Genomic DNA, 24,576 nt, shown 5'->3' on the forward strand with positions numbered 1-24,576 from the left:
TTCTCAGAGCGTTAATTTACCTTTTGAGACAGCCTCTTTTATTTATAAATATTTGATGCTTAAGATTTTATTTTAAACGAGTTATTTTCATAAAAAATTCATATTTTTGCAACCTAAAATTTTAATCAATAATGAAGGTTACCGCACAAAACCATGATGACGTAAGTGCATTGCTTACAGTAACATTGGAAAAATCTGACTACAAAGAAAGAGTAGAAAAGCAATTGATTAATTATGCTAAAAATGCGCAAGTTCCTGGTTTCAGAAAAGGGAAAGTGCCTTTAAGTATGGTTAGAAGACAATATGAAGCAGGAATTGCATTCGAAGAAATTAACAGACAGGTTTCTGATGCCTTAAACAACTATGTTAATGAGAATAAGCTGAGATTAGTAGGGCAGCCGGTTCCTCAGCCTGTAAATGAATTCGATTACAATGCAGATCAGCTGGAAGTGGCTTTTGAAGTAGGTTATGAGCCTGAATTCACTATAGATCTATCTAAATATGAAGCTCCTCACTATAAAGTAGAAGCTTCTGAAAAAGAAATCAACAAGAGTATTGAGAACATGCAAAAGCGTTTTGCCGAGCAGGTTCCTCAGGATAAAATCACCAAAGATTCTTACATTGCTTTGGAAATCTCCCAGGTTGTGGAAGAAGATGCTGAAGGAGAGCACCACCACCATCCAAAAAATACTGTAATTACAGCTGAAAACAAGGAAGCGTTCAAATTGGTGAAATCTTTGAAAATGGATGGTTCTGTGAGGGTTTCTAAAGAAACACTGGCCAGTGATGAAGAACTGGCTAAGGAATTAGGGTTCAGCAAAGAAGAAGTAGAGCATCTGCACCATGATGAAGTGGAAGTGAAGGTAAAAGATTTTTATAGCCTGAAACTGGCTGAGCTTAACCAGGAATTATTCGATAAAGTATATGGAGAAGGAAACATCAAATCTGAGGAAGAGCTTAAAGAAAAGGTAAAATCAGAATTGGATGAATATTTCCAGCAAAATGCTGACGTTCACTTTGTGAATAAAGTATTGGAGCAGGTTACTGAGAAAGAAGAAGTGAAGCTTCCGGAATCCTTCCTGATAAAATGGTTGCTATTCTCAAACCAGAATATCCAGTCTGAAGAGCAGGCAAGAGAAATTCTTGAAGCGGAAAAAAATCAGTTGAAATATCAGATCATCGAAGGAAAGCTGATGAATGATAATGATGTGAAAATTGATTATGCTGATGTTCTGGCGCAAGCTGAGCAGTTGGTAAGAAATCAGTTGGCGATTTACGGAATCCACCATTTAGGTGATGAAGAGATCCAGAGCTATGCTGTTGAAATGCTTAAAGATCAGGAGCAGGTGAGACAAATTTCTTCTGAAGTGGCTATGACCAAACTGAAAGATGTAATCCTTGAGAAAGCAAGCAAAAAAGAAACTAAAATTTCTCACGATGAGTTTTTAGAAGAGCTTAAAAAATAATAAGGAACCACCAATTACTGGTGGTTTTTTATTGAAAAAAATAAAACTAAAACGGTCTATATTCATCAATATTCCTATATTTACATTCTTAAATTAGATATATGAAAAAAATCATCATTCCTTTTTTCTGTGCTGTACTTTTCACAACTTCCGTATCGGCACAACAGACAGCCACTGCTTCTGCCAAAACAGAGGCTACAGTATCCAAGCTGACTCCTAAAGAGGTTATCGATAACTACCTTAAAGCTTTAGGAGGAAAAGATAAATTAGAAGCCATCAAATCCGTTATTATGGAAAATACCCTTTCCGTACAAGGTATGGATGTTTCCATGACCACAAAAAAAATGGGGAATAAGTTTAAGTCTGAACAAAGCGTGATGGGGCAGAAGATGATTCAGCTTTTCGATGGTGAAAAAGGTTATTTTGACCAGATGGGACAAAAGATTGATATTCCTGCCGATAAAGTTGCCGAACTGAAAAAAGGAAAGGTAATTGATGCTTTAGGATATGATCCGGCCAGCTTTAAAACAGTAACGGTAGAGAAGATCGACGGTAAGGATTATAATGTTCTTACCTCAGATAAAGGAAAATTCTATTTTGATGCCTCCACGGGATTATTGTATAAATCTTCTTCAGGAGAAGGTACAGCCATTATGAAAAGCTATATGACGGTAGACGGGATAAAGTTTCCAGAAGTAATCGAGGCGGAAGGAAACGGGCAGAAAGTGACCATTAAAACCACTAAAGTAACCATTAATTCTGGGGTTACAGAAGCTGATTTCAAATAAATCCATTCTTAGATAAAAATCAAAACCGCAGATTCTTCTGCGGTTTATTTTTTTAATATTTTTATTTCGTTTTTTAACTCTTCTACTTTTTCTTTCAATTCTTTAATGCGTTCTTCATATTGTTCAATAAGTTTTCAGAAAGCATATTGAAAGTACTAATTCTGGTATCGATATTTATTACTTCTTCATTCTTTTCAACAGAATTAATATTTGTTTTTCCTTCGTCTAAAAGATCGTTAATATTTACATCAAGTTCTTGGGCAATTTTGTTCAGAAGAATAGAATTAGGAATACTTTTATCAGATTCTATACTGGAAATGGTAGTCTGGGCGACGTCTAAACGGAAAGCTAAATCTTCCTGTGACAAGCCTTTTGCTTCTCTGTATTTTCTTACTTTACTTCCGATACTCATTTTAGCATTATTTTGCTCAAAAATAGCAATATTTTGCTAATAACCAATAGGAATAAAAATTAGCTTTGGGAATAATCACATTCATGTGATAATTTTTAGTAAATTTAACTAATAAAATACAAATGCTTATGAAGAAAAACTTAATTTTTCAGTTATTGCTGTTAATAACGCTTTCTCTTTTCTTTCATTCATGTGTTCATGATGAACTCTACTCATCAGTCGATCCGGTTTCAAAAGAATATACTTCAAAAAGTCCGTAGAAAGAAGATAAACGGTATATCCAAAATGTTAAGAAGATTTTTGAGGAGTATTCAAATCCGATATATTTTTCAGGAAAATTTGGGGATATTTATTGGGATTATGCCATAACGATGGGCACAGAAGAAACCTTTTTGGAAGCTCCTGTTATGAAGAATAATAAAGTAAACTTTATTCTTGTCGCATATAAAGATGGCAACAAAGTATTTTTTAAAAGAAAAGATGAGAAAACCTCTAAACAGTTTTTTAGCGCTTTGGTTTTTAATGATAGAAAAAAACTTAGCAAAGCAACATTAAATAGCCCTTTAGGTGCTAATGCTAAAGGAAACTGTATTACTGTAACAACTACCTGGACATGGACGAATGAGACTACAGGCCAGGTGGAATACATAACATCTACCTCAGAAACATATTGTATACCTTCGGGACCCCAATTACCATGTCAAAGCATCTATGAGGATGGCGATTGTGGTTCCTCTACAGGAGGTGGAGGCAGTGGAGGTGGCTATCCTTACACGCCAGAAATTGAACAATTTGTTGATAATTGTGCGAAAGTTAAAAGCTTAACAACAAATACAACCTTTAAAAGTAATATTCAAAATTTAGAAGGTAAAACAGGTTTAAAAACTGAAACAGGATATATTCAGCGTACCGATGGAAGTTATACTTATATGGATACAGCAGGACAAACAGATAACTCAAATACTTTGTCTCTTCCAAGACCTGATTTGCCGGAAAATCAAAATATTATATCTTATATGCATACCCATGTAAACGACTACACATATACCGATACAAATGGAACTGAGATAACAAGAATGGGTATAAAAATGTTTTCTCCGGCTGATATAGCATATTTTATGGACATGCTTAAAAATGCTCAAAATACTGGCAGACCACTTATAGATGTCTATGCTGTTATGGTGACAAGTAAAGGGAATTATCAAATCCGATTTACGGGAAATCAATATCAGATTAAGTCATTTACAAGTCAACAAATTAAAGATTTCAGTGATCAATATAGAATAATTATGGCTAAATCTTCTGATTTAGAATTAAGTTTTTTAAACTTCCTTAGTGAGAAAATGAATGTAAAAGCTATAAATTTATATAGAATGGATTCTAATGGCACTAATTATGAAATAAAATTAAATGATGATAAAATAAGTAAATCTACAACAGGATGTCCTGGTTAATTAATAAAATGAATATTATGAGAAATATTTTAAATATTATTGGCTTTGTTATTTTTATAAACTGCACGGCGCAAACTGTTTCTTTGGAAACAATGGCTCAATGCAATATCCAATCTCAAAATTGCCCTGCGGCTTCTTATGTAAAAGATATCAATAATTCCTTAAATAAATATGTTGGAACCTGGAAAGGAACTCTGAATGGTAAAAATTATGAATTTAATTTAATAAAAAAAGAAAATGTAGGAGATACTCAGAAGTGGGATATGTTGATTGGAAGACTAAAAATAACTAATTCAAATGGTATTACTGAATTTGACAACTTTAGCAAATCTGATATAGAATTACAAACTAAATTTGCAGGATTTAATTTTCAAAAAGATTTGAAGGCATACATGATGTATTTTTCTGGGGATAAGTTAGGATGTATAGATTACGGCTACGTCTACCTAAGAATAAAGCCGGCAATTCCCAATGCCATGAGCATATTGTTTTTTCCTGATAATGATATTGCTACGCAGGATTGTAGCAATTTTGTTACAACTTTGCCTACAAAAACACTTATTAATTTGATAAGACAATAGTTTAAAATTGTGAGAATAGCTTTTGCTTCTTAAGTTTAAATGAAAAATTTATTAAATATTTCTTGTTTTGTAATTTTTACAAGCTGTTATATGGCACAAACTGTTTCTCTTGAGGCTATGGCGCAATGCAGGAGCCAACCTTCAACGTGTCCGGCTGCAAGCTATGTAAAAGATGTAAACAATTTATTAAATAAATATGTTGGAACCTGGCAAGGAACTCTAAATGGGAAAAGCTATGAATTTAATTTTGTAAAAAAAGAAAACTTCGGGGAGTATTTAAAAGCGGACAGATTAATTGGAAGGTTAAAAATAACAGACTCTAATGGGGTTATAGAATTTGACAATTTTAGTAAGCCAGATGAATCTACCCGATTTTGGGGAGATAACTTTCAAAAAGATCTAAAGGCATATATGATGTATTTTTCAGGAGGAAAATTAGGGTGCATTGATTACGGATATGCTTATCTAAGAATAAAACCGGATACTCCGGACAATATGAGCATATTTTTCTTTCCTGATCATGATATTGCCACACAGGATTGCAGTAATTTTCAAACGACCTTACCGGCTAAGAAGCTTATTCATTTAACCAAACAGTAAAAATAATCTTAAGACTCCTTTCATTAACAATAATATCTAACAATTGATTAAAAAAAGCTATAAAGTCAGTAACCCTTGCGCTGAAAAATGGGAGGATATGGAAGATATTCCCGTAGGGAAGTTCTGCGGAATCTGCTCCAGAGATGTGATTGATTTTACGGAGAAAACCGGAGATGAAATAGAAAGCATTTTGAAGAGGCATGAGGCAGGCAGCGTCTGTGGCAGGATATGGAGATACAGAATCCCTTTTATGGCTGCGGGGATTATGCTGGTAACCAACTTAGAATCTGCGAAAGCGCAATCTGTTGTACATCAGGGATCGGAAATATCAGTATTCGAAAAAGATGACAGCATACGGTTTTCAGGAGTTGTACTGAACAGCTCCGATAAGAAGCCGGTCTCTGCTGCGAGGGTATATTTCGTTCACCTTAAAAAGCTTTTAAAAGCCATTACAGACGAAAATGGAGCTTTTACCATGATGATTCCTTCTGATTTAATAAATAATGAGAATATTCTTTATATCAGCTTTGAGGCTTCAGATACCGGAAAATCAGCAATGAAATCCGGTAATCAGACATTCCTCCTGTCTGGAAAGGATTTAACGGAAAATAAGATTTATGACCTGTCTTCCGAAAAATATATCGAGATAGGTGCAGTGGTCGTTACAATACCTTCTCTATCGGATTATTACTATTTTAATGGAAAAAATATACGCCGAAGAAAATTTGAAAAACTGAGGAAAGAAAACCCCGGCAATCAATACTTTTTCTTTGAGGGCAGAGAGGCGGAGGTGATTTCTGGAAAAAAAACTGTTGGCAACTTATACTTACTATTTTCAAATTAAAAATCCTTCATAAGTTGAAGGATTCTTTTCAGCATCAGGAGCCATATTCTTTCTTCCATTCTTCGGCAGCCTCACACAGAATGGTATAAAACTCTTCGCCGTATTTTCTGATCAAAGGAGTTTTCAGGAACTTATAAACGGGAACCTGGAGTTCTTTACCCAATGCGCAGGCGTCGCTGCACACATTCCATTCATGATAATTTAAGGCGGTAAAAGAAGAGTATTCGGTGATACGGATGGGGTAGAGGTGGCAGGAGATAGGCTTTTGCCAGTCTATAGCCCCGTCTTCGTATGCTTTTTCTATACCGCACTTGGTGATCCCCTTTTCATCAAAGGTTACATAGGCGCATTCCCTGTTTTCCACCATGGGGGTTACATACATGCCATCATGCGGATCAGTGGTCCATGTTCCCTGCTCTTCCAATGCTTTTATACCTTCCTGGGTCAGATAAGGCTTTATTTTGTCAAAAATATCATCTAAAATTTCGAGCTCGTTCTTATCCAACGGGGCTCCCACATCACCTTCTACACAACATGCACCCTTACATTTCGTAAGGTTGCAGACAAATTCTTCGGAAAAGATATCCTCGGAAATTAATTTATCGTCAATCTGAATCATAATCTTAAAATAATTGAAAAAATGTACTTACCTTAAAGGTAACCAAACTGATAAGAATAAGCCATACACTTGCTTCGCGCATCCAGTATTTGGGCAGGAATCTCATCATCCTGCTTAGAATAATGCTCGAGGGAAAGGCAAGGAGCAATAAATATTCATAGGTTTTATTCATATAGAGAATAATAGTGACAAGCTGGGCGAGGGAAAATACCAGCAGAAAAGTATATTTATACCGGCTTATCGGGCTTTTTTTATTATAGTTTCTGAAATGATCATAAACGGCATAGACAAGCATTAAGGCAATCGGGATCAATGGAAACAGACCAGTATAATCCGTTACCGGCTTCATTTTTCCAAACGGGAAATAATCAAGGTTCCAGGAAGTAAAGCGAAGAAAAAACATGACGGAGAAATAGCTGAAAGCTATTAATATGATGCCCAGCAAAAACCTGAAAAGGTTTAAGCCTATCCGCTCCGATGTGGCAATCAGGTGAATAATGACGAAAAAAGCCATTGGCCAGGTGGTAGGAAGAAAAATAAAGTTCAATGCAATGATGGCACCTACCAGCACATAGGATTTTTTTCTGAGATCCTCATCCGTACTCGTCAGAAGTAACAAAAGAAAAGAATTGGTAAGCAGGGCGACCGCAATTCCTATATCCAGGCTGCCGGGATAAAGCCCGAAAATGAAAAAAGTATACAGAAACAGAGGCAAATGAGTATGGTAATTAAGGGCAATAGTGTTGAAACAAAAATAGGCCAAAGCAATCCCCAGAAAGGTAATTCCGGCAATTATCGCTTCATAGGTATTGAAATTCAGTATGTTAAATATTACTACTACTAAAAGAAGAAAACCAATATAAACAGGAATTGAAAAAATATTGCTTTCTTTTGAAAGTAATTTAAACATTTTTTATAAATTTGTGCAAAGTTAATTTAAAAAAGGAAATAATGACGTCTTTCTGGTTATTCTTAAGTAAAGTTTTCAAATGGTCTTTTCAGTTCTTTGATACCTTTGGAAATGTTCTAAACTGGATATTGTTTATCGTTTGTTGTGTATTGTTTACTTATTGGTGCTATGTTCTGGTGGCAACATTGGGAAACAATAAAGATAAAGACTACTATTCTCCAACCGAGGGAAAACACCCTTACTACGATCCTAATATCTACAAAAAAGAAGGTTAATTAATTGGTTATATAGTAAAAAACCGATCAAGGCTTATGTACTTGATCGGTTTTTTTATTATTAACGATTAAAATTAATGATTAGTCATGAATCGGGAGTATCAGAAGAGGGATATCAGAACTTTTGGAAAGTCCTTTGGTTAAGCTTCCTACAAATACATCATATATCTCACTTCTTCCGTGCGAGCCTACTACAATGTAATCCGCCTTTTTTGCCCTGGCATATTCCAGGATGATATCCTTGGCAATACCCTGCTTCAGAAGATGCTCGCAATCCACATCATGCGCGAGGATTCTCTGCTCGATCTTGTTCAGCTGCACCAGCTCTTCTCTGATCTCATTTTCTTCAACCTCAGGAAAATATTGAAATCCCATATCACCGATGGCAAAGCCGATATCCGAAGGTGCAACGTGAATTAAATAAATCTTACCATTAATTTCTTTGGCGAACTTAATGGCGCCGTTTACTAGTTGTTCCGTTTTATCGCCAAAATCTACGGGCAATACAATATTTATCATAACCTTTAATTTTGATATTTAAAGATATAAAAAAAATGTCAGAGTTTATGTTAAATTACTTATAATATTCGGATATCAATAATTTTGTCCTGCTCCAGGAAAGCTTCCAGTACATCATTTTCTTCAACCTTTCCCACACCTTTTGGCGTTCCGGTGAAAATAAGATCCCCCACCCTTAAAGTGAAATATTGGGATACAAAAGCGATGATCTCATCAAAAGTAAACATCATGTCTTTTGTATTGCCTTCCTGAACCTTCATTTTATTTTTCAGTAATGAAAACTGTAAGTTTTCAGGAGCATAATTTTCCTTTTTAAAGAAGCTGCTTACCACAGCAGAGCCGTCGAAGCCCTTCGCAAGTTCCCACGGAAGCCCTTTGGATTTCAGCTCGCTTTGAAGATCCCTTGCCGTAAAATCTATGCCCAGGCCGATCTCGTCGTAATGCTTGTGGGCAGATTCTTTCCGGATATATTTTCCGCCTTTGGAAATTTTTAAAACCACCTCCAGCTCATAATGAATATCGTTTGAAAACTCCGGGAGGTAAAAATCATTTCCTTTTAAGATCGCCGTATCGGGCTTCATAAAAATGACCGGTTTTTCAGGAATATCATTTCCCAGTTCCTTTGCATGCTCGCTGTAATTTCTTCCTATGCAGATGATTTTCATAATAACTATTTTTATAATGCCTGCCGCTGTGAAGCTCGGAGCAATCCCACTTATTCCGCAAGATAACTAATCTTGCTTAGTACAGGGATTCTCATTCATATGGCAGACCGTGATTAATTTTTAATGGTTACTGATGTACAAATTCATTTCCGCAATAATAGCAGATATATTTATGGCTCTTCAGAATGGAAACACCAAAGAAGCTTGTAGCGCTGTCATCCCTGTAAATATGATTGGAGCCGCATTGGGGACAGACAAAATCGAAGTCGGGGTTTTCAATAGTATGCTCCACCTCCAGAGAATATTGCTCATTGTCTTTATATTCCTGCAGTACCTGCTTCGCCCTTTCCATATCTTCCTCAAATACCTGAAGCTGTATTCCTCCTACTGCCTGGGAAAGAAGCCAGTCCGACTGAATAAGCTGCTCATTGGCTATGAAGCTGTTGATGCCGTTTTCTGCCAGGATCTGTTTATCCCTGTTGGCTTCGAGAGCAGTTTCATAAAATTTAAAGCGGACAAGATTCGACATATTTAAAATTTACAGGACAATTGTATCTTGGTGAAAACTTTCTTCGTATAAAGAGGAAATTCCGCATTCTGAAGCCACCCGAAATAGCCCAGATCTTTCTGGAAAATGACCTTTACACATTGCCCTTTGTACTTACCGAAATTGAATACTTCTTCCATTTTCTCATTATACCCGATAAATCCGGCCAGGTCGGCATGCTTATTATGGAAGGTATATTCGCTTAAAGGGCCGATTTCATTGGGGATATCATCATATTTTCCCACCTGTGCATCCAGCACTTCAAATGTTGCCAGCACATCAGCCTCAGCAGAGTGGGCGTTTTCCAATGTTTTTCCACAGTAGAACTGGTAGGCAGCACTTAAGTTTCTTGGTTCCTTTTTATGGAAAATGGTTTGGGCATCCACAAGCCTGAATTTGCTCAAGTCAAAATCAATCCCTACTCTCAGGAGTTCTTCGGCTAAAAGCGGAACATCGAATCTGTTGGAATTAAAGCCTCCCAGGTCCGATCCGGAAAGCATTTCCATAATCTTCGGGGCAATTTCCCTGAATGTAGGGGAGTCTTTTACATCCTCATCATAGATCCCATGGATTTCACTGCATTCCTTGGGGATCGGCATTTCAGGATTTATACGCCATGTCCTGCTTTCTCTGGAGGCATCAGGATATACCTTTAAGATACAGATCTCGACAATCCGGTCTCTTCCTATATTCGTTCCTGTAGTTTCCAGGTCAAAGATACAAAGCGGTTTATGTAATTTCAAGTTCATTTTTAGTATAAATTATTAATTATAAGTGATGAGTCGGTTAAGCGCTCAGTATTTAACCCGAACTCCTGAATCATTTAAGTTGTTTCTGAAATATGACCGATATGAAAATGTAATAAATAATCACCATCGGAATCCCGGCAGTCTTAAAAACAGCCAGAATAATAACGGACCCTGCCAATAACGCCAGTTTCGGATAATTATCCTGTAATTTCATCGACCTGAACTTCATAGCGATCATTCTGACCGGGCTTACCAGCAGCCAGGATAAAATGAAGGTCAGAATAACCGGAATCATTGCATTGTTGAAAAGAAACGCAAAGCTTTGCTGTTCCATGAAGGCATAATAGAGCCCGAAAATCAGAATAGTATTAGAAGGGGTATTCAATCCTTTGAAATAATATTTCTGTTCCTCATCCAGATTAAAGATGGCCAGTCTTAAACACGAAAAAAGCGTGATCAGCAATCCTGTATATTTTATTTCAAAAGGCAGATGAACTCCCTGCAGCCCGTTTCCAAAGGGTTCCATAATCTTATACATCGTAAGCCCGGGAACAAAACCAAAACTCACCATATCGGCAAGAGAATCCAGCTGAATCCCCAGACTGGAATTAGATTTTAAAGCCCTCGCCACAAATCCGTCAAAGAAATCCAGAACCAGAGAAAGCAGAATACAGACGGCGGTAATCTGATAATCACCTGAAATAAGATGAATTGCCCCTATACATCCGGAAAAAAGATTGCCCAATGTGATCAGGTTGGCCAAATTATTTTTAATGAAATTCATACCTACAAAAGTAAGAAATTTAATATCAGAATTATTTATATTTGCTTTATGAAAAATTTAAGCTTAGTAGAGAGAATAATCTCTGTGGTTCTCCTGCTCACCGTTATTTTTGCAATATACGTATTCTTTACAGATTCTTCGTATTTTGAATATCTGGTTCAGGAAGACGGTTTTTACGAGAATCTTACTTCTATATTCCTGTTTTTAACAAGTTTTACGCTGATCATAAAGTTTTTTAAATATCAGAAATATTATGGGATCTGGTGGAAAGTAGGTGTGCTTCTGATGGCCGTAGGATTGTTTTTCGGAGGAGGAGAGGAAATTTCATGGGGACAAAGGATCTTCCATATACAATCTTCGGAGTTTTTCAAAGAAAACAATGCGCAGCAGGAAACCAACCTGCATAATATGGTGGTAGGGGACGTGAAGCTGAACAAGCTTATTTTTTCAAATCTGATGTCCATCTGCTTCGGGATATACTTTATCGTATTACCGATTGTGTGGAACAAAGTGCAATGGATCAGGGTGCTGCTGGATAAATTCGGGATTTCAGTGGCAAGACCTGTTCATATCATCATTTTTCTTATCGTTACCGCATTGATTTTACTGCCGATTGACCATTCCAGAAAATGGGAGATATGGGAATATGCATTTGCCCTTATTATGTTCCTTATTGTCTATAACCCTTTAAATGTTAAGCAGATCTTCTCGGTAGAGAACATCCATAAACAGGCTTAATCATGCCGGAACATCCGTGTCGGAATAGCCAAAAAAGGAGGCTGGCCATTTGGCCAGCCTCCTTTTTTATTTTATAACTTTATAAACGTAATGGATTTTCCTTTCCGAATAGTTTTTGGAAGGAGGAGCTTCCTCATTATCATCAAAGGTATCGATATAAGTAAGCTTCCATCCGAGGTTTTCCAGCGTTTTCCGGAAACCGGGATCATTGGTGTTCATTGCAATATAGAATTCCCTTTCCTTAGGGTATGTTTTGGGATCCTCTGCCTTTATTTCAGGCATAAGCTCCTGGTATTTGAACCACACTTCTGGGGAATATTCCGCATAGGTATACAACCTTGAATTCTCACGATGAATCCTTTCCTTAATATGGGTTAAACTTTTGATATCTTTATTGTTGCTCAGCATCTTATCTAAAACCGGAATACCAAAAATCCCGGTAGCGACCATTAAGACAACTACAGCGTAAAAGGCGTTCTCAAAATTTTTCTTTTTATAAACGAAATACAGCAACCCCACCGCTGCAGCCAGTGCAGCAATTGAGAACAGCACAGTATAAACAGTGATGCTCAAAGGTAAAAAATAAACCCCGGCAGCAATACCCAGAGATACCACCGCAAGAATTGTGAAAATGATCTTATTCAGGTTCAGTTCCCATTTTTTTAGTTGCAGGTTCTGGAAAAGATAATAAAGATAATAGCCTGTAGTAGCTGCCAGAGGAACCATCATGGGAAAAAGGTAGCGCTCTTTTTTGGAAGGGATCAGTGATAACAGGATCAATGAAAATAAGGTCCAGTAAAAGAAAAGCATATAAACCTTAGGCTGGTCTGTCCTTTTTCTGATCATCGGGAAAATGAGGCCTATAACACTGTATAAAACCCATACGCCTGTCTGTACAGGGAAACTCAGATATCTTGTAAAAGGTTTCACATCACGGTTCCCTCTTGCCGTAGCTTCTTTTTCCATGATGGCCAGGAAGGTTTCCGGATCGGCCAGGTAAATATAGATATACCAGGAAAAACCTGTTAAGACGGTTATTGCCGCACAAAGAGCTATTCCCCTGATCTCCTTCCATTTTGGCCAGCCAAAAACAATGATATAGCCGATATAGAACGGGATAAGCAGGACGTAAGGACCCGTAGGTCCCTTACTTAGAACCGAAAGCCCGAACAATACTCCGGCAAACAGGTAATTCGGAATGGTTTTGATCTTCTTTAAAGCCAGAATAAAGTAATAGATCCCTATTACCATGAAGCTATAGCTGTAAATGTCCCAGTTTGCCCTTCTTCCGACATAGATCACAAGAAAATTAGTCACTAAAACCATTGAAGAAATAAAAGCAAGACGCGCATTATTAGACAGAAAATTTACGATCCTGTAAAAATAGATGACCAGCAGGAAGCATGACAAGGCAGCCGGAAACCTGAGCGCCCCGATATTTCCGAAACTGAAAATCTCTCCCATCCATGCGCTGAGCCACGTTGGCAAAGGAGGCTTCTCATATCTGGGCAGCCCGTTCATTGTGGTGAAAATCCAATTTCCTTCATCTGCCATTTCCCTGGCAGAAACAAAATTTCTGGCCTCCATGATATCTACATATAATTTCCCTAAATGCGCAAAAAGCAATATTGCGCTTACAGAAAGTAATAAATAGTATAATTGTTTCTGGCTTTTCATGAGTAAATTTTTGCAAAGATATTTAAATGCCGCATTCGATCGCTTAAATATATTTACAGAATCTTAAATTAATTATCTTTGCCCAATATTTAAACGTATGAATTCCGACAAGTTTTATTCTATTGTGGTTCCGTTGTATAATGAAGAAGAAAATGCGCCACTGCTTATATCCGCTATTGATAATGTTCTTAAGAACTATCATTACGAACTGATCCTGGTGGATGATTTCTCCACGGATAAAACAGTGAAGGTGATCAGGGATATCGCTGCCCCGAATGTGGTGCTGATCGAGCTTAAAAAAAACTATGGACAAAGCTCGGCGCTGATGGCGGGGATTGATTATGCTACAGGAGATTATATTATCACGATGGATGGGGATATGCAGAATGATCCTACCGATATCCCGATGATGGTGGACAAAATGGATCAGGGGGGATATGATCTCGTTATCGGAAGGAGGCAGAAAAGACAGGATAACCTTCTGAGGACATTTCCTTCCAAAGTTGCCAATTTTATCATACGGAGAACAACAAAGCTCAATGTAAAAGATCATGGCTGTGCCTTAAAGGTTTTCACCAGTGAGACTGCGAAAAATCTTGATCTTTACGGGGAATCACACAGATTTATTACACTTCATGCGCATATCAATGGGGCCAGAATAGCGGAAGTGCCGGTAAAACACCATGCCAGGCAGTTCGGGGTTTCAAAATACGGGATCGGAAGGACAACCAAAGTGATTAATGACCTTATCCTTTTGCTCTTTAACCAGAAATACCTTCAGAAACCGATCTATTTATTCGGGAATATAGGTATTGTAGCCTTTGCCTTAGGGATGCTGATCAATTTCTACCTCCTTATCGTTAAAATTTTGGGTCATTCCATTGGAGGGAGGCCTTTGCTGATTTTAGGGATCCTTTTGGTTTTTGTAGGGATTCAGCTGTTTACAACGGGAATCATTATAGATCTGCTGATGAAAACCTATTATGAATCCCAGAAAAAACGTCCGTTCAATATCCGTAAAGTGACCACTTTTGAAAAAAACTAAGAAAATCCTTATTACCTTTCTGAAGATCGGCATCAGTTTGCTTTTGCTGTATTTTGTTTTTAGGAAGGTTCCTTTTTCTGATATTTTGGAGCTCGTAAAAACCAGTAAATATTATCTTTTGATCCTTGCCCTGGTTACATTCGTAGCTTCCCAGGTTATCTCTTCCCAGAGATTACTGCAATATTTCTATGCGAATCATTTTTTTATAAATAAAATTGACAACCTGAAACTGTATCTGATCGGGATGTTTTATAATTTTTTCATTCCGGGAGGGATAGGAGGTGACGCCTACAAGGTATACCTGCTGAACAAAGAATTTAAATGGAGCGCTAAGAAACTCACGAAGTCTGTTTTTTGTGACAGGCTTTCCGGCCTGCTGGCCATTGTGGTTTTGACGGAACTACTTGCATTTCCTCTTCTTGAGGGATTCTGGAAATTGCTGATCATTCCGGCAGTGATCCTCTCGGTGCTTATTGCAAAACTATTATTGTCGAGGTTTTTTCCTGAATTTAAAAGGATCTTTTACAAAACCTTCCTGTATTCTCTAAGTGTCCAGCTGCTTCAGCTATTATCCATTTACTTCATTTTAAGATCATTTACACAGGTCAGGGAAGATGCCTGGATCTATTTCATCGTATTTTTGATCAGCGCTGTTCTCAGTATCATTTCCTTTTCCGGAATCGGGGTCCGCGAGTGGCTTTTTATGAAAGCGGCCCAATATTTTACGTTTGATTCGGATATTTCGGTCTCTACGGCGATGCTGTTTTCTTTTATTACGGCTATTGTTGCTCTGATCGGGATCGGGTTTCAGATCAGAAGATTCTCTGTGCGCCTTCAGGATGTTTAGTTCAGGAATTTGGTATATGTATTGTAATATATGTTCCGTATAATAAAAATTTTTGTTTGTGTCAAATTAATTTATATTTTTAACAAATAGACAACAGAAATATTTTATTGGAATTAAACAGGCAATACATATGAAAAAATTATTATTAACATTGGTCCTTTCCCTGTTCAGCACAATTACATTTGCACAAATAGAAGGGAAATGGAAAACAATAGATGATGAAACCAAGCAGGCGAAATCTATTGTGGAGATCTTTAAGAAATCTGATGGTAAATATTACGGTAAAATAAGCCAGCTGCTGATAAAGCCGGCTGACCCCAACTGTTCCGAATGTAAGGGAGACCGTAAGGGAAAACCTATTTTAGGGCTGGAAATTATCAGAGGATTGGTGAAAGAAGGCAATGAATTTACAAAAGGAACGATTACAGATCCTAAAACAGGTAAAACCTATAAATGTACCATTACAAGGAACGGCGATCAGCTGAATGTAAGAGGATACTTCGGTCTGTCGGTGATCGGCAGGACCCAGACCTGGACGAAAGTAAATTAGTCATGTTAAATAAAATTTAAGTAAACGGCATTTCATTTAAATGAAATGCCGTTTTTGTAGGTGTATCATAAAAAAACACTATTTTTGTACTCTAAATTTTTCAAAAAAATATGGCAGAATATACTTTTCGTGAGGTAATTGCACAGGCAATGAGCGAGGAAATGCGTAAAGACGAATCCATCTATCTGATGGGAGAGGAAGTTGCAGAATATAACGGTGCATATAAGGCCTCAAAAGGAATGCTGGATGAATTTGGTCCTAAAAGAATAATCGACACCCCTATTGCAGAGCTTGGCTTTGCCGGAATCTCGGTAGGTGCAGCAATGAATGGTAACAGACCTATAGTAGAATTTATGACTTTCAATTTCTCATTGGTAGGAATTGATCAGATTATCAATAACGCTGCCAAGATCCGCCAGATGAGCGGCGGACAATGGAACTGCCCGATCGTTTTCCGGGGTCCTACAGCTTCCGCAGGTCAGTTGGGTGCTACACACTCCCAGGCTTTTGAAAGCTGGTATGCAAACTGCCCGGGCCTTAAGGTGGTTGTTCCTTCCAATCCTTATGATGCGAAAGGATTGCTAAAAACAGCTATCCAGGATAATGACCCGGTAATCTTCATGGAATCTGAGCAGATGTACGGGGATAAGATGGAAATCCCTGATGAAGAGTATTATATCCCGATCGGAAAGGCAGACATCAAAAAAGAAGGTAAAGATGTTACCCTGGTTTCTTTCGGTAAAATTATGAAGCTGGCTATCCAGGCCGCTGAAGATCTGGCTAAAGAAGGAATTTCCGTGGAAGTGATCGACCTTAGAACAGTTCGTCCTTTAGATTATGACACTGTATTGGCGTCTGTAAAGAAAACGAACAGGCTGGTTGTATTGGAAGAAGCCTGGCCATTTGGTTCGGTAGCTTCTGAAATCACCTATATGGTTCAACAGAAAGCATTTGATTATCTGGATGCGCCAATCAAGAGAATTACCACTCCTGATGCTCCTGCACCATATTCTTCTGCCTTATTTGCGGAATGGTTCCCTAAACTTGAAAAAGTAAAAGAAGAGATTAAAAAAGCAATGTACGTTAAATAATAGAGAAAAACTTCCGAAAGGAAGTTTTTCCATTTATTATATTCATGAGGAAAAGTTCATGGGGTTGTAAATTTGATTTAAATTTGCGCTTTTAAAATTAAATTAGCTGATATGGCAGAAGTTACAGAAGGCGGTCATCATTTTGACATAAAAAAGCTTTCTTTTATTGGAGTTTTGGTTTCTCTTGGAATTGTTTTCGGGGATATTGGTACTTCACCGCTTTACGTAATGAAAGCGATTGTAAATGCAAGAGACGGGGGCAGCAGAATGCCTTTCAATGAATATATCGAAGGGGCTCTTTCCTGCATTATCTGGACACTGACCCTTCAGACAACCATAAAATATGTTATCATAGCTTTAAGGGCAGATAATAAAGGAGAAGGAGGTATCCTGGCACTTTTTTCCCTGGTCAAGAACCTGAAAAAAAGATGGCTCTACCTTATCGCCATTGTCGGTGCCGCTGCACTTATTGCTGATGGAGTGATTACTCCCTCGCTTACCGTGATGTCTGCGATTGAAGGTTTACAGATTTATAATCCTCACACACCGGTTGTTCCTATTACCATTGGTATTTTAATAGTCATTTTTTTTGTTCAGCAGTTTGGAACAAGTTTTATCGGGAAATTCTTCGGGCCTGTAATGGTTATCTGGTTTTTGGTTCTGGGTGGGCTCGGATTGTCTCACCTTAGCGAAAATTTTGAGATCCTGAGATCATTCAACCCTTATTATGCCTATAAACTTATTGTTAATTCGCCAAGTGCAATAGTAATCCTTGGAGCAGTTTTCCTTTGTACAACGGGGGCAGAAGCGCTCTATTCGGATCTGGGACACTGCGGGGCTAAAAATATCAGGGTAAGCTGGGGCTTTGTGAAGATCATGCTGATTTTAAATTACCTCGGGCAAGGTGCATGGCTTTTGGAAAATTACGGAAATCTGGGAGGTTCAGTAGTGAACCCGTTCTTTGGAATTATGGAAGAATGGATGATTGTACCGGGAGTAATTTTAGCAACGGCCGCAGCCATCATCGCCAGCCAGGCATTGATCACAGGGTCATTTACCATTTTTTCGGAAGCGATGTCGCTTAATTTATGGCCGAACCAGAAAATCGATTATCCTTCAGGCGTAAAGGGGCAGATGTATATTCCCAGAATTAACTGGGGGCTTTTGATCTTTTGCATTATTGTCGTTCTTCATTTCAGGGAATCGGGCAGAATGGAGGCTGCTTATGGGCTGTCTATTACGGTAACCATGCTGATGACCACAGTATTACTGGTTTTCTGGCTGCTGAAACACAGGGTTAATAAAATCCTGATTCTGGTTTTTGCCCTGGTATATATGGCAATAGAGCTGGGATTCTTCAGCGCCAATATCATAAAATTCATGGAAGGCGGTTGGATCACCGTTGTTTTGGGAGGCTTTATCGGGGTTTGTATGTATGCATGGTATAACGGAAGACTGATCAAGACAAAATTTATTAAGTTTATCAAGCTTGAAAATTATATTCCGATCATCAAGGATATGAAGCTTGATGAAACCATCCCCAAATATGCGACTAATCTGGCCTATCTGAGCAGGGCTAAAAGAAATGACGAAATAGAATCAAAGATCATTTATTCCATTATTAAGAAGCAGCCTAAAAGAGCCGATCATTATTTCATCCTGAACATTGTCAACCAGGAGGACCCGTATACTTTTAAATATACGGTGGATGAGGTATTGCCGGGAACCATCTATAAGATCAATTTCCTTTTAGGATTTAAAATAGACAGAAGGATCAATGATTATTTTGATATGGTCTTAAAAGATTTAATGGCGGACGGAACCATTCCTTCCCGAAGCAGCCATCCTTCATTGAGGGCCCACAACGTTCCGCCTGATCTTAAGTATGTAATCATAGATAATACCTATATCAATGATATATTACTTACCGTAAAGGAGAAAATCATCCTCAATATCTACAATTTTGTTAAATATATTGGCAGCGATGATTTCAAGGCCTGGGGTGTTACCTCCCATAATGTAGTGGTGGAATCTGCACCTATGACGGAAGAATGCGTAGCAGGGAACCGCATAGAGCAATGTGAATTTATCCGTCACAATAGTTAAATTCTTTAACATGGCAGGGCAATATTTATTTAAATAAAATTCAATAAATTTGTAGATAATTTTATTGATGGATACGATACAAAAAGAAAAAAATATTGCTCTAATCAAAGATGTTTTAAGGAACTATTTATTGGAAAAAGGTTTCAGAAACACTCCTGAACGATATACAATATTAGAAGAGATCTATAATATGGATCATCACTTTAATGTAGATGATCTGTATCTCCTGATGATGCAGAAAAAATATCATGTCTCCAAGGCTACCATATACAATACTATTGAGATATTCCTTGATGCAGGCCTGATCCGTAAGCATCAGTTCGGAGAAAAAACCCTTACTTCTTCTTCCTATGAGAAGTCTTATTTTGATAAACAGCATGACCATCTGGTGATCTACAAAAAAGATTCGGATAAGGAAATTGAAGAAATCATAGAGTTTTGTGATCCTAGAATTCAGGGGATTAAAGAAGCAATTGAAGAAGCATTTGGCGTAAAAATTGATTCTCATTCGCTATATTTTTATGGCACTAAGAATGATTAATCAATGAGACTGATTTTTGTTCTGTTAGTTTTAATCTCAACGATCACTTTTGCGCAAGACCAAAAGCCTGTGCAACGGGATCCCTATTTACAAAATCCTGTTAAAAATACACCTCCGCCTCAGATAGATCCTTCAGAAAGGGTTCATATCCTTAATGCTGATGAAATCAGAAAAGATCAGAAATATGATGGTAACCGCTACCTGGTGGGAAATGTGAAGATTGAGCATAAAGGCTCTATACTCACTGCAGATGAAGTGGTGCTTTATGATCAGGAGAACTTCGTAAAAGCCATTGGGAATACAAAGCTTCAGAATACCGACGGCTCCGTAATTACCGCCGGTGAGATGGAGTATGATGCGAACACCCAGAAAGGGGTTGCCAGGAAAAATGTAGTACTTACTGATCCTCAACAAACGATCAAAACGGATATCTTGTATTATGACAGGCTTTCAAACCAGGCCTATTTTAATACAGGAGGAGTCATTACCGATGGGCAGAATGTAATGTATACCAAGGCAGCTACTTATTTTCTGGATACACGGCTGATTGATTTTGTAGGAGATGTGAAAATTGACAGCCCTGATTATATTGTGGAAGGACCCAATATCAAGCAAAATCAAAACACAAAAGTTGCTGAATTCTTTGGGCCTACTACCATTACCAACCGTAAAAATCCCAAAAACAGGGTTTATACCGAAAGGGGAACCTATAAAATGAATACCAAGGAGGCCTATCTCAATAAAAATTCCAGGATCTTCTATAATGACAAGATTCTTACGGGAGACAATATGTATTACAACCAGATCACTGGTTTCGGGACTGCAACCGGTAATGTGACTTTGGATGATCCGCCGGAGAAAAGATACATCAAAGGAGGCTATGGAGAAATCTTTGAAAAGAAGGATTCTGCCATGATGACTAAAAATCCTTATGCGGTAAAGATCCTTGAAAAAGATTCCATTTATTTTGCCTCAGAGAAAATTATTTCTTACCAGAGGCCGGACTCACTGGATGCAACTGTTAAGAAAAGCTTCTTAAGAGCTTTCAGAAAGGCAAGATTTTATAAATCCAATGCCCAGGGAAGGGCAGATTCTATAGCTTTCAATGAGACAGACGGTGTCATGCATATGTTTACGGAACCATACCTCTGGAGCGGTGAAAAACAGGTCACAGGAGATAAAGTGGAAGCTTATTTCAATACGGAAACCCAGGACCTGGACTCTCTGAAAGTGATAGGAAACGCTTTCGCTATCAGCAAGGTGGATTCGCTAAACCTCAAGGATGAATTTAACCAGGTGAAAGGGAAGCTGATGACTGTTTATTATCAGAATAACAATATAAAAGAGGCGAAAGTAATAGGCAACGCGCAGTCTATTGTATATGTCGATGACGAGAACAAGGAGACCGGAAAACCTGAAAGGATAGGAATTACACTCTCTACCTGCGGGATCATCGGAGCTTTGTTTGAAGAAAAAGCATTGCAGATTATTTCATGCAGTATAGGTGCAAACTCAGATACCTATCCGATGAGTATGATAGAACCTTCCAAAAGAAAGTTTCCGGACTTCAACTGGAATACCAGAGACAGAATCCGGAAATGGCAGGACATTCTGGTGGATTCTCCTAACTATGAAGAAATAAAGTACGAGGCGGATAATACACTTTATAACAAAGCCCAGGAGGCCATAGAAAAAGAAAAAGCCAAAGAAGAGGCCAAAAAACCTAAAAGAGTCAGAAGATAGTCTGACAGATGAGAAATGAATTACAAACATAATTGCTGTTTCAGATCAATGAAACAGCTTTTTTTTGTCGTAGATGCATTTTTAGATATAAGGTCTGGCGCTGCATTACTACCGCTCTGTATTCCTGTGGTGATCTGATAGCTTGTCGCCGTAAAAAAGCCTTGAATGTCTTATCAAGAGTATTTTTTTATTCTATCAGTATAATTTCGGCATTTGATGAATGTTTTTTAGCTTTGCTGAAATTTTTTCACTGAATGGAAATGCAAAAAGATTTTTTTACCTATCAGGCACAGACTACAAAATTTGCAGCAGGTTTTGAGGTTGAAAAAGCGGATGGAAACTATATTTATGGAACAGACGGCAGAAGATATCTTGATTTTGTGGCCGGAGTTTCTGCCAATACACTGGGACATTCCCACCCTAAAGTGGTCAACGCAATTAAAGAGCAGGCCGATAAATACCTCCATGTAATGGTGTATGGAGAATATGCGCAGGAAAAGCCGGTAGCCTTATGCAGGCTGCTGGCGGAATCCACTCCGGATCCCCTTGAGATTACCTATCTGGTGAACAGTGGTGCAGAAGCTATTGACGGAAGCCTGAAGCTGGCCAAAAGATATACCGGAAGAGAAGAAATAGTTTCTTTTAAAAATTCTTATCACGGCAATACGCACGGTGCATTAAGCGTTTCAGGAAATGAAACCCATAAAAGAGAATTCCGTCCCTTACTGCCAATGGTAAGCTTTATCGACTTCAATAATGAAAATGATTTTGATAAAATTACGGAAAAAACGGCCTGTGTGATTATGGAAACCATTCAGGGCGCCGCAGGATTCCTGGTTCCGGATAAAGACTATCTGATAAAGCTGAAAAAAAGATGTGAAGAAGTAGGGGCACTCCTGATCCTGGATGAAATCCAGCCGGGTTTCGGAAGGACCGGAAAATTATTTTCTTTTGAGCATTTCGGGATCGTTCCAGACATTCTGGTAATGGGTAAAGGAATGGGGGGAGGCGTTCCTGTGGGAGCTTTTATGAGCTCCAGGGAGATCATGGAAACACTGTCACATTCACCCAAGCTGGGACATATCACAACCTTTGGAGGAAATCCCCTGATCGCGGCTGCCAGCCATGCTACATTGAAAGAAGTATTGGAAAGTGGTTTAATGGATGAAGTGGAGGAAAAAGAAAAGTTATTCAGAGACCTTCTGGTGCATCCTAAAATTAAAAATATCAATGGAAAAGGGCTTATGCTGGCTGTTAACCTGGGATCGCCCGACTATACTCTGGAAGTGGCTAAAAAATGTATGGAAAAGGGGCTGATCGTATTCTGGCAGCTTTACAGGAATGAATATCTGAGAATTTCACCACCTCTTACACTTTCTCTTGATGAAATCAGAAAAGGATGTCAGATTATATTGGATGTTTTAAATGAAAATTAAATAAAGAATCTCTTCAAAAACTGAAGAGATTTTTGCTTAATATCGGGGAGATTCAGAGCAGATTTATTCTTAAACATTTATTTAAAAAATTCTGATAAATATCATATGGATTATATAAAAAAGTAAATACATTTTTGTGTAATAAAAAAATTAATTTATATATTGCGGGACGATAAAAACAAAGATTATATGGCGAAACATAAAGTCCATTATGAATTTCCAATGCATTGTCTTTCAGAGATTTTATATGAATATCTGGCAACTGCGGAGGGATTATCTGAATGGTTTGCGGATGAGGTAACTGAGAAAGGTGATGATTTCTATTTTAGCTGGGGAGGAGGGCCTGCTGAGAAGGCAACTCTTATTAGATATAAGCCTGAAGGTTTCGTACGTTTCAGATGGGAAGAAGATGAAGGAACCAAAAACTTCTTTGAGATGACTATCGTAATAGACGATATTACCGAAGATTTATCCCTGAATATAACAGATTTCTGTGAAGAAGGGGATGAAGAAGAAAACGCAATGTACTGGGAAAACCTTATAGAAAATCTTAGAATAAAACTAGGGGCGGCTTAATGTAGAGACAGCAGTATTAATAATAAACTGATGAACGATTTATCGTTCATTATTTTTTTTAAATAATCAGATCTAAATTGAAGAACGAATATTTTACATCAGGCGAATTAAATAGCAGGAACAGAGCATTTCTGATGGGAGATGCCGTTACAGTTTCTTTTTTTATCAGAAATAGCGGGCTTATTATAGATGAAGAATGCTATTTTTTCTTAATGGCTTCCATGAGGAAAATGAGGATGAATATTCCGTTGACCTATACGCTGGAATTTTTCCAGTCGCTCTTCCGGAAAGAAGTTATCGATGGAAAAGGTATAAAAAACGGAATTATCAATTTCCAGGTTTTCAGGAATTCTGACCAGATGACCCTGTCAAGATCATCGGTTTCCTATTTTTATGAGGTTGAGGAAAAAGAAGATGTGCTTACGGTACATCAGAGACCTCTGGAGCTTGATCTCATCAAAGAGATCAATGTAAATAACAATTTATTGAGTAATATAAGGGTTCATTGCCCCGAGAATATTTATGGCGAAATCTACGCCCAGGAAAACGATCTGGACGATGTTATTTTGCTTAACCCTAATAAGAGAATTGCCCGTACCACCACGGGAAACCTTTTATTCCTGGAAGGAAACGTGATCAAAGTCCCGAAACAGTCGGAAGGAGCTTACATTTCTCCCCTAATGGAAAATTTCGTAACTTTTTTACATAAAAATAACCTTGCTGACATTCAGGAACATGAGATCATTGCTTTCGAATCCCAGAAAGCAGAAGAGATTTTACTGATTTCCGATGAGAAAGGCATATTTTCTGTAGGTAAAATAAGGAACAAAACTTTTGAAAATTCCCGCTTTATAGAAATGGTGGAAAATTGGAAAAAAAGTTTCTAAAAAATTTGACAAACCCGGTAAACAACAAAGTTCCAAAAGTCCTTTACCGGGTTTTATTCTGAATGATCAGAAATATATTGTTATTAACAGGCAAAAAAGCTTCTGCCTATTATAAGCAATTCTTCT

The 24,576-nt window shown here is 37.8% G+C and carries 27 protein-coding genes; 18 read left to right on the forward strand and 9 right to left on the reverse strand.

The features are described 5' to 3' along the window. The first annotated feature begins 131 nt into the window (after nt 1-131). Nucleotides 132-1,466 (forward strand): trigger factor, encoded by a 1,335-nt coding sequence (locus tag ABMQ40_RS00095; protein WP_370895274.1) that lies wholly within the window; start codon nt 132-134, stop codon nt 1,464-1,466. A 101-nt stretch (nt 1,467-1,567) separates the two neighbouring features. Beyond that, nucleotides 1,568-2,254, forward strand: a complete 687-nt coding sequence (locus ABMQ40_RS00100) for a hypothetical protein (RefSeq protein ID WP_370895276.1) — start codon at nt 1,568-1,570, stop codon at nt 2,252-2,254. 94 nt (nt 2,255-2,348) lie between these two features. On the opposite strand, the gene ABMQ40_RS00105 is transcribed toward ABMQ40_RS00100, so the two are convergent. After that, nucleotides 2,349-2,666: a helix-turn-helix domain-containing protein gene (locus ABMQ40_RS00105; RefSeq protein ID WP_370895278.1), complete on the reverse strand. Its 318-nt coding sequence runs from the start codon at nt 2,664-2,666 to the stop codon at nt 2,349-2,351. A gap of 371 nt (nt 2,667-3,037) precedes the next feature. Here ABMQ40_RS00105 and ABMQ40_RS00110 point away from each other — a divergent pair, with 371 nt between their 5' ends. The 4 genes from ABMQ40_RS00110 (at nt 3,038) to ABMQ40_RS00125 (ending at nt 6,145) form a co-directional block, all read left to right on the forward strand. Beyond that, nucleotides 3,038-4,120, forward strand: a complete 1,083-nt coding sequence (locus tag ABMQ40_RS00110) for a hypothetical protein (RefSeq protein WP_370895280.1) — start codon at nt 3,038-3,040, stop codon at nt 4,118-4,120. A 17-nt stretch (nt 4,121-4,137) separates the two neighbouring features. Then, entirely contained in the window at nt 4,138-4,701 is a 564-nt protein-coding gene (locus ABMQ40_RS00115) for a DUF6705 family protein (RefSeq protein ID WP_370895282.1), read from the forward strand. Nucleotides 4,702-4,740: 39 nt separating this feature from the next. Then, nucleotides 4,741-5,301 (forward strand): DUF6705 family protein, encoded by a 561-nt coding sequence (locus ABMQ40_RS00120; RefSeq protein WP_370895284.1) that lies wholly within the window; start codon nt 4,741-4,743, stop codon nt 5,299-5,301. 97 nt (nt 5,302-5,398) lie between these two features. Continuing rightward, a complete protein-coding gene (locus ABMQ40_RS00125) occupies nt 5,399-6,145 on the forward strand; it encodes a peptidase associated/transthyretin-like domain-containing protein (RefSeq protein WP_370895286.1) in 747 nt (248 codons plus the stop codon). 34 nt (nt 6,146-6,179) lie between these two features. Here the strand turns inward: ABMQ40_RS00125 and ABMQ40_RS00130 are convergent, their stop codons facing one another. Both ABMQ40_RS00130 and ABMQ40_RS00135 read right to left on the reverse strand, forming a co-directional pair. Next, the gene (locus ABMQ40_RS00130) at nt 6,180-6,764 is read right to left on the reverse strand and encodes a DUF3109 family protein (protein WP_370895288.1); all 585 of its coding nucleotides are present in this window, start codon (nt 6,762-6,764) and stop codon (nt 6,180-6,182) included. Between the two features lie 4 nt (nt 6,765-6,768). After that, nucleotides 6,769-7,674: a DUF6427 family protein gene (locus ABMQ40_RS00135; RefSeq protein ID WP_370895290.1), complete on the reverse strand. Its 906-nt coding sequence runs from the start codon at nt 7,672-7,674 to the stop codon at nt 6,769-6,771. A 41-nt stretch (nt 7,675-7,715) separates the two neighbouring features. Here ABMQ40_RS00135 and ABMQ40_RS00140 point away from each other — a divergent pair, with 41 nt between their 5' ends. Next, nucleotides 7,716-7,949, forward strand: coding sequence for a DUF6341 family protein (locus tag ABMQ40_RS00140; RefSeq protein ID WP_370895292.1), 234 nt, complete (start codon nt 7,716-7,718; stop codon nt 7,947-7,949). An 81-nt stretch (nt 7,950-8,030) separates the two neighbouring features. Here ABMQ40_RS00140 and ABMQ40_RS00145 read toward each other — a convergent pair whose 3' ends face one another. The 5 genes from ABMQ40_RS00145 to ABMQ40_RS00165 all read right to left on the reverse strand — a co-directional run bounded on the left by ABMQ40_RS00145 (nt 8,031) and on the right by ABMQ40_RS00165 (nt 11,213). Further along, entirely contained in the window at nt 8,031-8,468 is a 438-nt protein-coding gene (locus ABMQ40_RS00145) for a universal stress protein (protein ID WP_370895294.1), read from the reverse strand. A 59-nt stretch (nt 8,469-8,527) separates the two neighbouring features. Continuing rightward, entirely contained in the window at nt 8,528-9,133 is a 606-nt protein-coding gene (locus tag ABMQ40_RS00150) for a fumarylacetoacetate hydrolase family protein (protein WP_370895296.1), read from the reverse strand. Between the two features lie 127 nt (nt 9,134-9,260). Then, nucleotides 9,261-9,662, reverse strand: coding sequence for a putative signal transducing protein (locus ABMQ40_RS00155; RefSeq protein ID WP_370895298.1), 402 nt, complete (start codon nt 9,660-9,662; stop codon nt 9,261-9,263). Between the two features lie 2 nt (nt 9,663-9,664). Further along, nucleotides 9,665-10,429, reverse strand: a complete 765-nt coding sequence (locus ABMQ40_RS00160) for an exonuclease domain-containing protein (protein ID WP_370895300.1) — start codon at nt 10,427-10,429, stop codon at nt 9,665-9,667. Between the two features lie 70 nt (nt 10,430-10,499). Continuing rightward, the gene (locus ABMQ40_RS00165) at nt 10,500-11,213 is read right to left on the reverse strand and encodes a CDP-alcohol phosphatidyltransferase family protein (protein ID WP_370895302.1); all 714 of its coding nucleotides are present in this window, start codon (nt 11,211-11,213) and stop codon (nt 10,500-10,502) included. 48 nt (nt 11,214-11,261) lie between these two features. Here ABMQ40_RS00165 and ABMQ40_RS00170 point away from each other — a divergent pair, with 48 nt between their 5' ends. Beyond that, entirely contained in the window at nt 11,262-11,951 is a 690-nt protein-coding gene (locus tag ABMQ40_RS00170; RefSeq protein WP_370895304.1) for a hypothetical protein, read from the forward strand. 66 nt (nt 11,952-12,017) lie between these two features. On the opposite strand, the gene ABMQ40_RS00175 is transcribed toward ABMQ40_RS00170, so the two are convergent. Beyond that, a complete protein-coding gene (locus ABMQ40_RS00175; RefSeq protein ID WP_370895306.1) occupies nt 12,018-13,628 on the reverse strand; it encodes an ArnT family glycosyltransferase in 1,611 nt (536 codons plus the stop codon). Nucleotides 13,629-13,725: 97 nt separating this feature from the next. On the opposite strand from ABMQ40_RS00175, the gene ABMQ40_RS00180 reads away from it, so the two are divergent. From ABMQ40_RS00180 to ABMQ40_RS00225, 10 genes are all read left to right on the forward strand, one after another. After that, nucleotides 13,726-14,673, forward strand: coding sequence for a glycosyltransferase family 2 protein (locus tag ABMQ40_RS00180; protein WP_370895308.1), 948 nt, complete (start codon nt 13,726-13,728; stop codon nt 14,671-14,673). Then, a complete protein-coding gene (locus tag ABMQ40_RS00185; protein WP_370895310.1) occupies nt 14,660-15,520 on the forward strand; it encodes a lysylphosphatidylglycerol synthase transmembrane domain-containing protein in 861 nt (286 codons plus the stop codon). The genes ABMQ40_RS00180 and ABMQ40_RS00185 overlap by 14 nt, the downstream gene beginning before the upstream one ends. Before the next feature lie 130 nt (nt 15,521-15,650). Beyond that, nucleotides 15,651-16,070: a DUF2147 domain-containing protein gene (locus tag ABMQ40_RS00190; RefSeq protein WP_370895312.1), complete on the forward strand. Its 420-nt coding sequence runs from the start codon at nt 15,651-15,653 to the stop codon at nt 16,068-16,070. A 110-nt stretch (nt 16,071-16,180) separates the two neighbouring features. Next, the gene (locus ABMQ40_RS00195; RefSeq protein WP_370895314.1) at nt 16,181-17,161 is read left to right on the forward strand and encodes a pyruvate dehydrogenase complex E1 component subunit beta; all 981 of its coding nucleotides are present in this window, start codon (nt 16,181-16,183) and stop codon (nt 17,159-17,161) included. Between the two features lie 111 nt (nt 17,162-17,272). Next, nucleotides 17,273-19,267: a KUP/HAK/KT family potassium transporter gene (locus tag ABMQ40_RS00200; RefSeq protein ID WP_370895316.1), complete on the forward strand. Its 1,995-nt coding sequence runs from the start codon at nt 17,273-17,275 to the stop codon at nt 19,265-19,267. A 67-nt stretch (nt 19,268-19,334) separates the two neighbouring features. Beyond that, a complete protein-coding gene (locus tag ABMQ40_RS00205) occupies nt 19,335-19,808 on the forward strand; it encodes a Fur family transcriptional regulator (protein ID WP_002976876.1) in 474 nt (157 codons plus the stop codon). Nucleotides 19,809-19,811: 3 nt separating this feature from the next. Then, a complete protein-coding gene (locus ABMQ40_RS00210) occupies nt 19,812-21,551 on the forward strand; it encodes an OstA-like protein (protein ID WP_370895319.1) in 1,740 nt (579 codons plus the stop codon). Between the two features lie 260 nt (nt 21,552-21,811). Then, entirely contained in the window at nt 21,812-22,987 is a 1,176-nt protein-coding gene (locus tag ABMQ40_RS00215; protein ID WP_370896122.1) for an aspartate aminotransferase family protein, read from the forward strand. A gap of 189 nt (nt 22,988-23,176) precedes the next feature. After that, complete coding sequence (locus tag ABMQ40_RS00220) at nt 23,177-23,563, forward strand: START-like domain-containing protein (protein ID WP_167023321.1); 387 nt, start codon at nt 23,177-23,179, stop codon at nt 23,561-23,563. A gap of 134 nt (nt 23,564-23,697) precedes the next feature. Beyond that, a complete protein-coding gene (locus tag ABMQ40_RS00225) occupies nt 23,698-24,450 on the forward strand; it encodes an aminotransferase class IV (RefSeq protein ID WP_370896124.1) in 753 nt (250 codons plus the stop codon). Nucleotides 24,451-24,576: the final 126 nt, after the last annotated feature.

Source organism: Chryseobacterium gossypii, from assembly GCF_041361455.1.
Lineage (GTDB): Bacteria > Bacteroidota > Bacteroidia > Flavobacteriales > Weeksellaceae > Chryseobacterium > Chryseobacterium gossypii.

Excerpts from the sequence above, each read along its gene's own strand:
- ABMQ40_RS00180 (WP_370895308.1), top strand. The coding sequence starts at position 13,726 with ATGAATTCCGACAAGTTTTATTCTATTGTGGTTCCGTTGTATAATGAA.
- ABMQ40_RS00190 (WP_370895312.1), top strand. The coding sequence starts at position 15,651 with ATGAAAAAATTATTATTAACATTGGTCCTTTCCCTGTTCAGCACAATT.
- ABMQ40_RS00125 (WP_370895286.1), top strand. The coding sequence starts at position 5,399 with ATGGAAGATATTCCCGTAGGGAAGTTCTGCGGAATCTGCTCCAGAGAT.
- ABMQ40_RS00200 (WP_370895316.1), top strand. The coding sequence starts at position 17,273 with ATGGCAGAAGTTACAGAAGGCGGTCATCATTTTGACATAAAAAAGCTT.
- ABMQ40_RS00145 (WP_370895294.1), bottom strand. The coding sequence starts at position 8,468 with ATGATAAATATTGTATTGCCCGTAGATTTTGGCGATAAAACGGAACAA.
- ABMQ40_RS00110 (WP_370895280.1), top strand. The coding sequence starts at position 3,038 with ATGGGCACAGAAGAAACCTTTTTGGAAGCTCCTGTTATGAAGAATAAT.
- ABMQ40_RS00215 (WP_370896122.1), top strand. The coding sequence starts at position 21,812 with ATGCAAAAAGATTTTTTTACCTATCAGGCACAGACTACAAAATTTGCA.
- ABMQ40_RS00100 (WP_370895276.1), top strand. The coding sequence starts at position 1,568 with ATGAAAAAAATCATCATTCCTTTTTTCTGTGCTGTACTTTTCACAACT.
- ABMQ40_RS00175 (WP_370895306.1), bottom strand. The coding sequence starts at position 13,628 with ATGAAAAGCCAGAAACAATTATACTATTTATTACTTTCTGTAAGCGCA.
- ABMQ40_RS00095 (WP_370895274.1), top strand. The coding sequence starts at position 132 with ATGAAGGTTACCGCACAAAACCATGATGACGTAAGTGCATTGCTTACA.
- ABMQ40_RS00135 (WP_370895290.1), bottom strand. The coding sequence starts at position 7,674 with ATGTTTAAATTACTTTCAAAAGAAAGCAATATTTTTTCAATTCCTGTT.
- ABMQ40_RS00115 (WP_370895282.1), top strand. The coding sequence starts at position 4,138 with ATGAGAAATATTTTAAATATTATTGGCTTTGTTATTTTTATAAACTGC.
- ABMQ40_RS00170 (WP_370895304.1), top strand. The coding sequence starts at position 11,262 with ATGAAAAATTTAAGCTTAGTAGAGAGAATAATCTCTGTGGTTCTCCTG.
- ABMQ40_RS00195 (WP_370895314.1), top strand. The coding sequence starts at position 16,181 with ATGGCAGAATATACTTTTCGTGAGGTAATTGCACAGGCAATGAGCGAG.
- ABMQ40_RS00165 (WP_370895302.1), bottom strand. The coding sequence starts at position 11,213 with ATGAATTTCATTAAAAATAATTTGGCCAACCTGATCACATTGGGCAAT.
- ABMQ40_RS00210 (WP_370895319.1), top strand. The coding sequence starts at position 19,812 with ATGAGACTGATTTTTGTTCTGTTAGTTTTAATCTCAACGATCACTTTT.
- ABMQ40_RS00220 (WP_167023321.1), top strand. The coding sequence starts at position 23,177 with ATGGCGAAACATAAAGTCCATTATGAATTTCCAATGCATTGTCTTTCA.
- ABMQ40_RS00150 (WP_370895296.1), bottom strand. The coding sequence starts at position 9,133 with ATGAAAATCATCTGCATAGGAAGAAATTACAGCGAGCATGCAAAGGAA.
- ABMQ40_RS00130 (WP_370895288.1), bottom strand. The coding sequence starts at position 6,764 with ATGATTCAGATTGACGATAAATTAATTTCCGAGGATATCTTTTCCGAA.
- ABMQ40_RS00225 (WP_370896124.1), top strand. The coding sequence starts at position 23,698 with ATGGGAGATGCCGTTACAGTTTCTTTTTTTATCAGAAATAGCGGGCTT.
- ABMQ40_RS00120 (WP_370895284.1), top strand. The coding sequence starts at position 4,741 with ATGAAAAATTTATTAAATATTTCTTGTTTTGTAATTTTTACAAGCTGT.
- ABMQ40_RS00205 (WP_002976876.1), top strand. The coding sequence starts at position 19,335 with ATGGATACGATACAAAAAGAAAAAAATATTGCTCTAATCAAAGATGTT.
- ABMQ40_RS00160 (WP_370895300.1), bottom strand. The coding sequence starts at position 10,429 with ATGAACTTGAAATTACATAAACCGCTTTGTATCTTTGACCTGGAAACT.
- ABMQ40_RS00140 (WP_370895292.1), top strand. The coding sequence starts at position 7,716 with ATGACGTCTTTCTGGTTATTCTTAAGTAAAGTTTTCAAATGGTCTTTT.
- ABMQ40_RS00105 (WP_370895278.1), bottom strand. The coding sequence starts at position 2,666 with ATGAGTATCGGAAGTAAAGTAAGAAAATACAGAGAAGCAAAAGGCTTG.
- ABMQ40_RS00155 (WP_370895298.1), bottom strand. The coding sequence starts at position 9,662 with ATGTCGAATCTTGTCCGCTTTAAATTTTATGAAACTGCTCTCGAAGCC.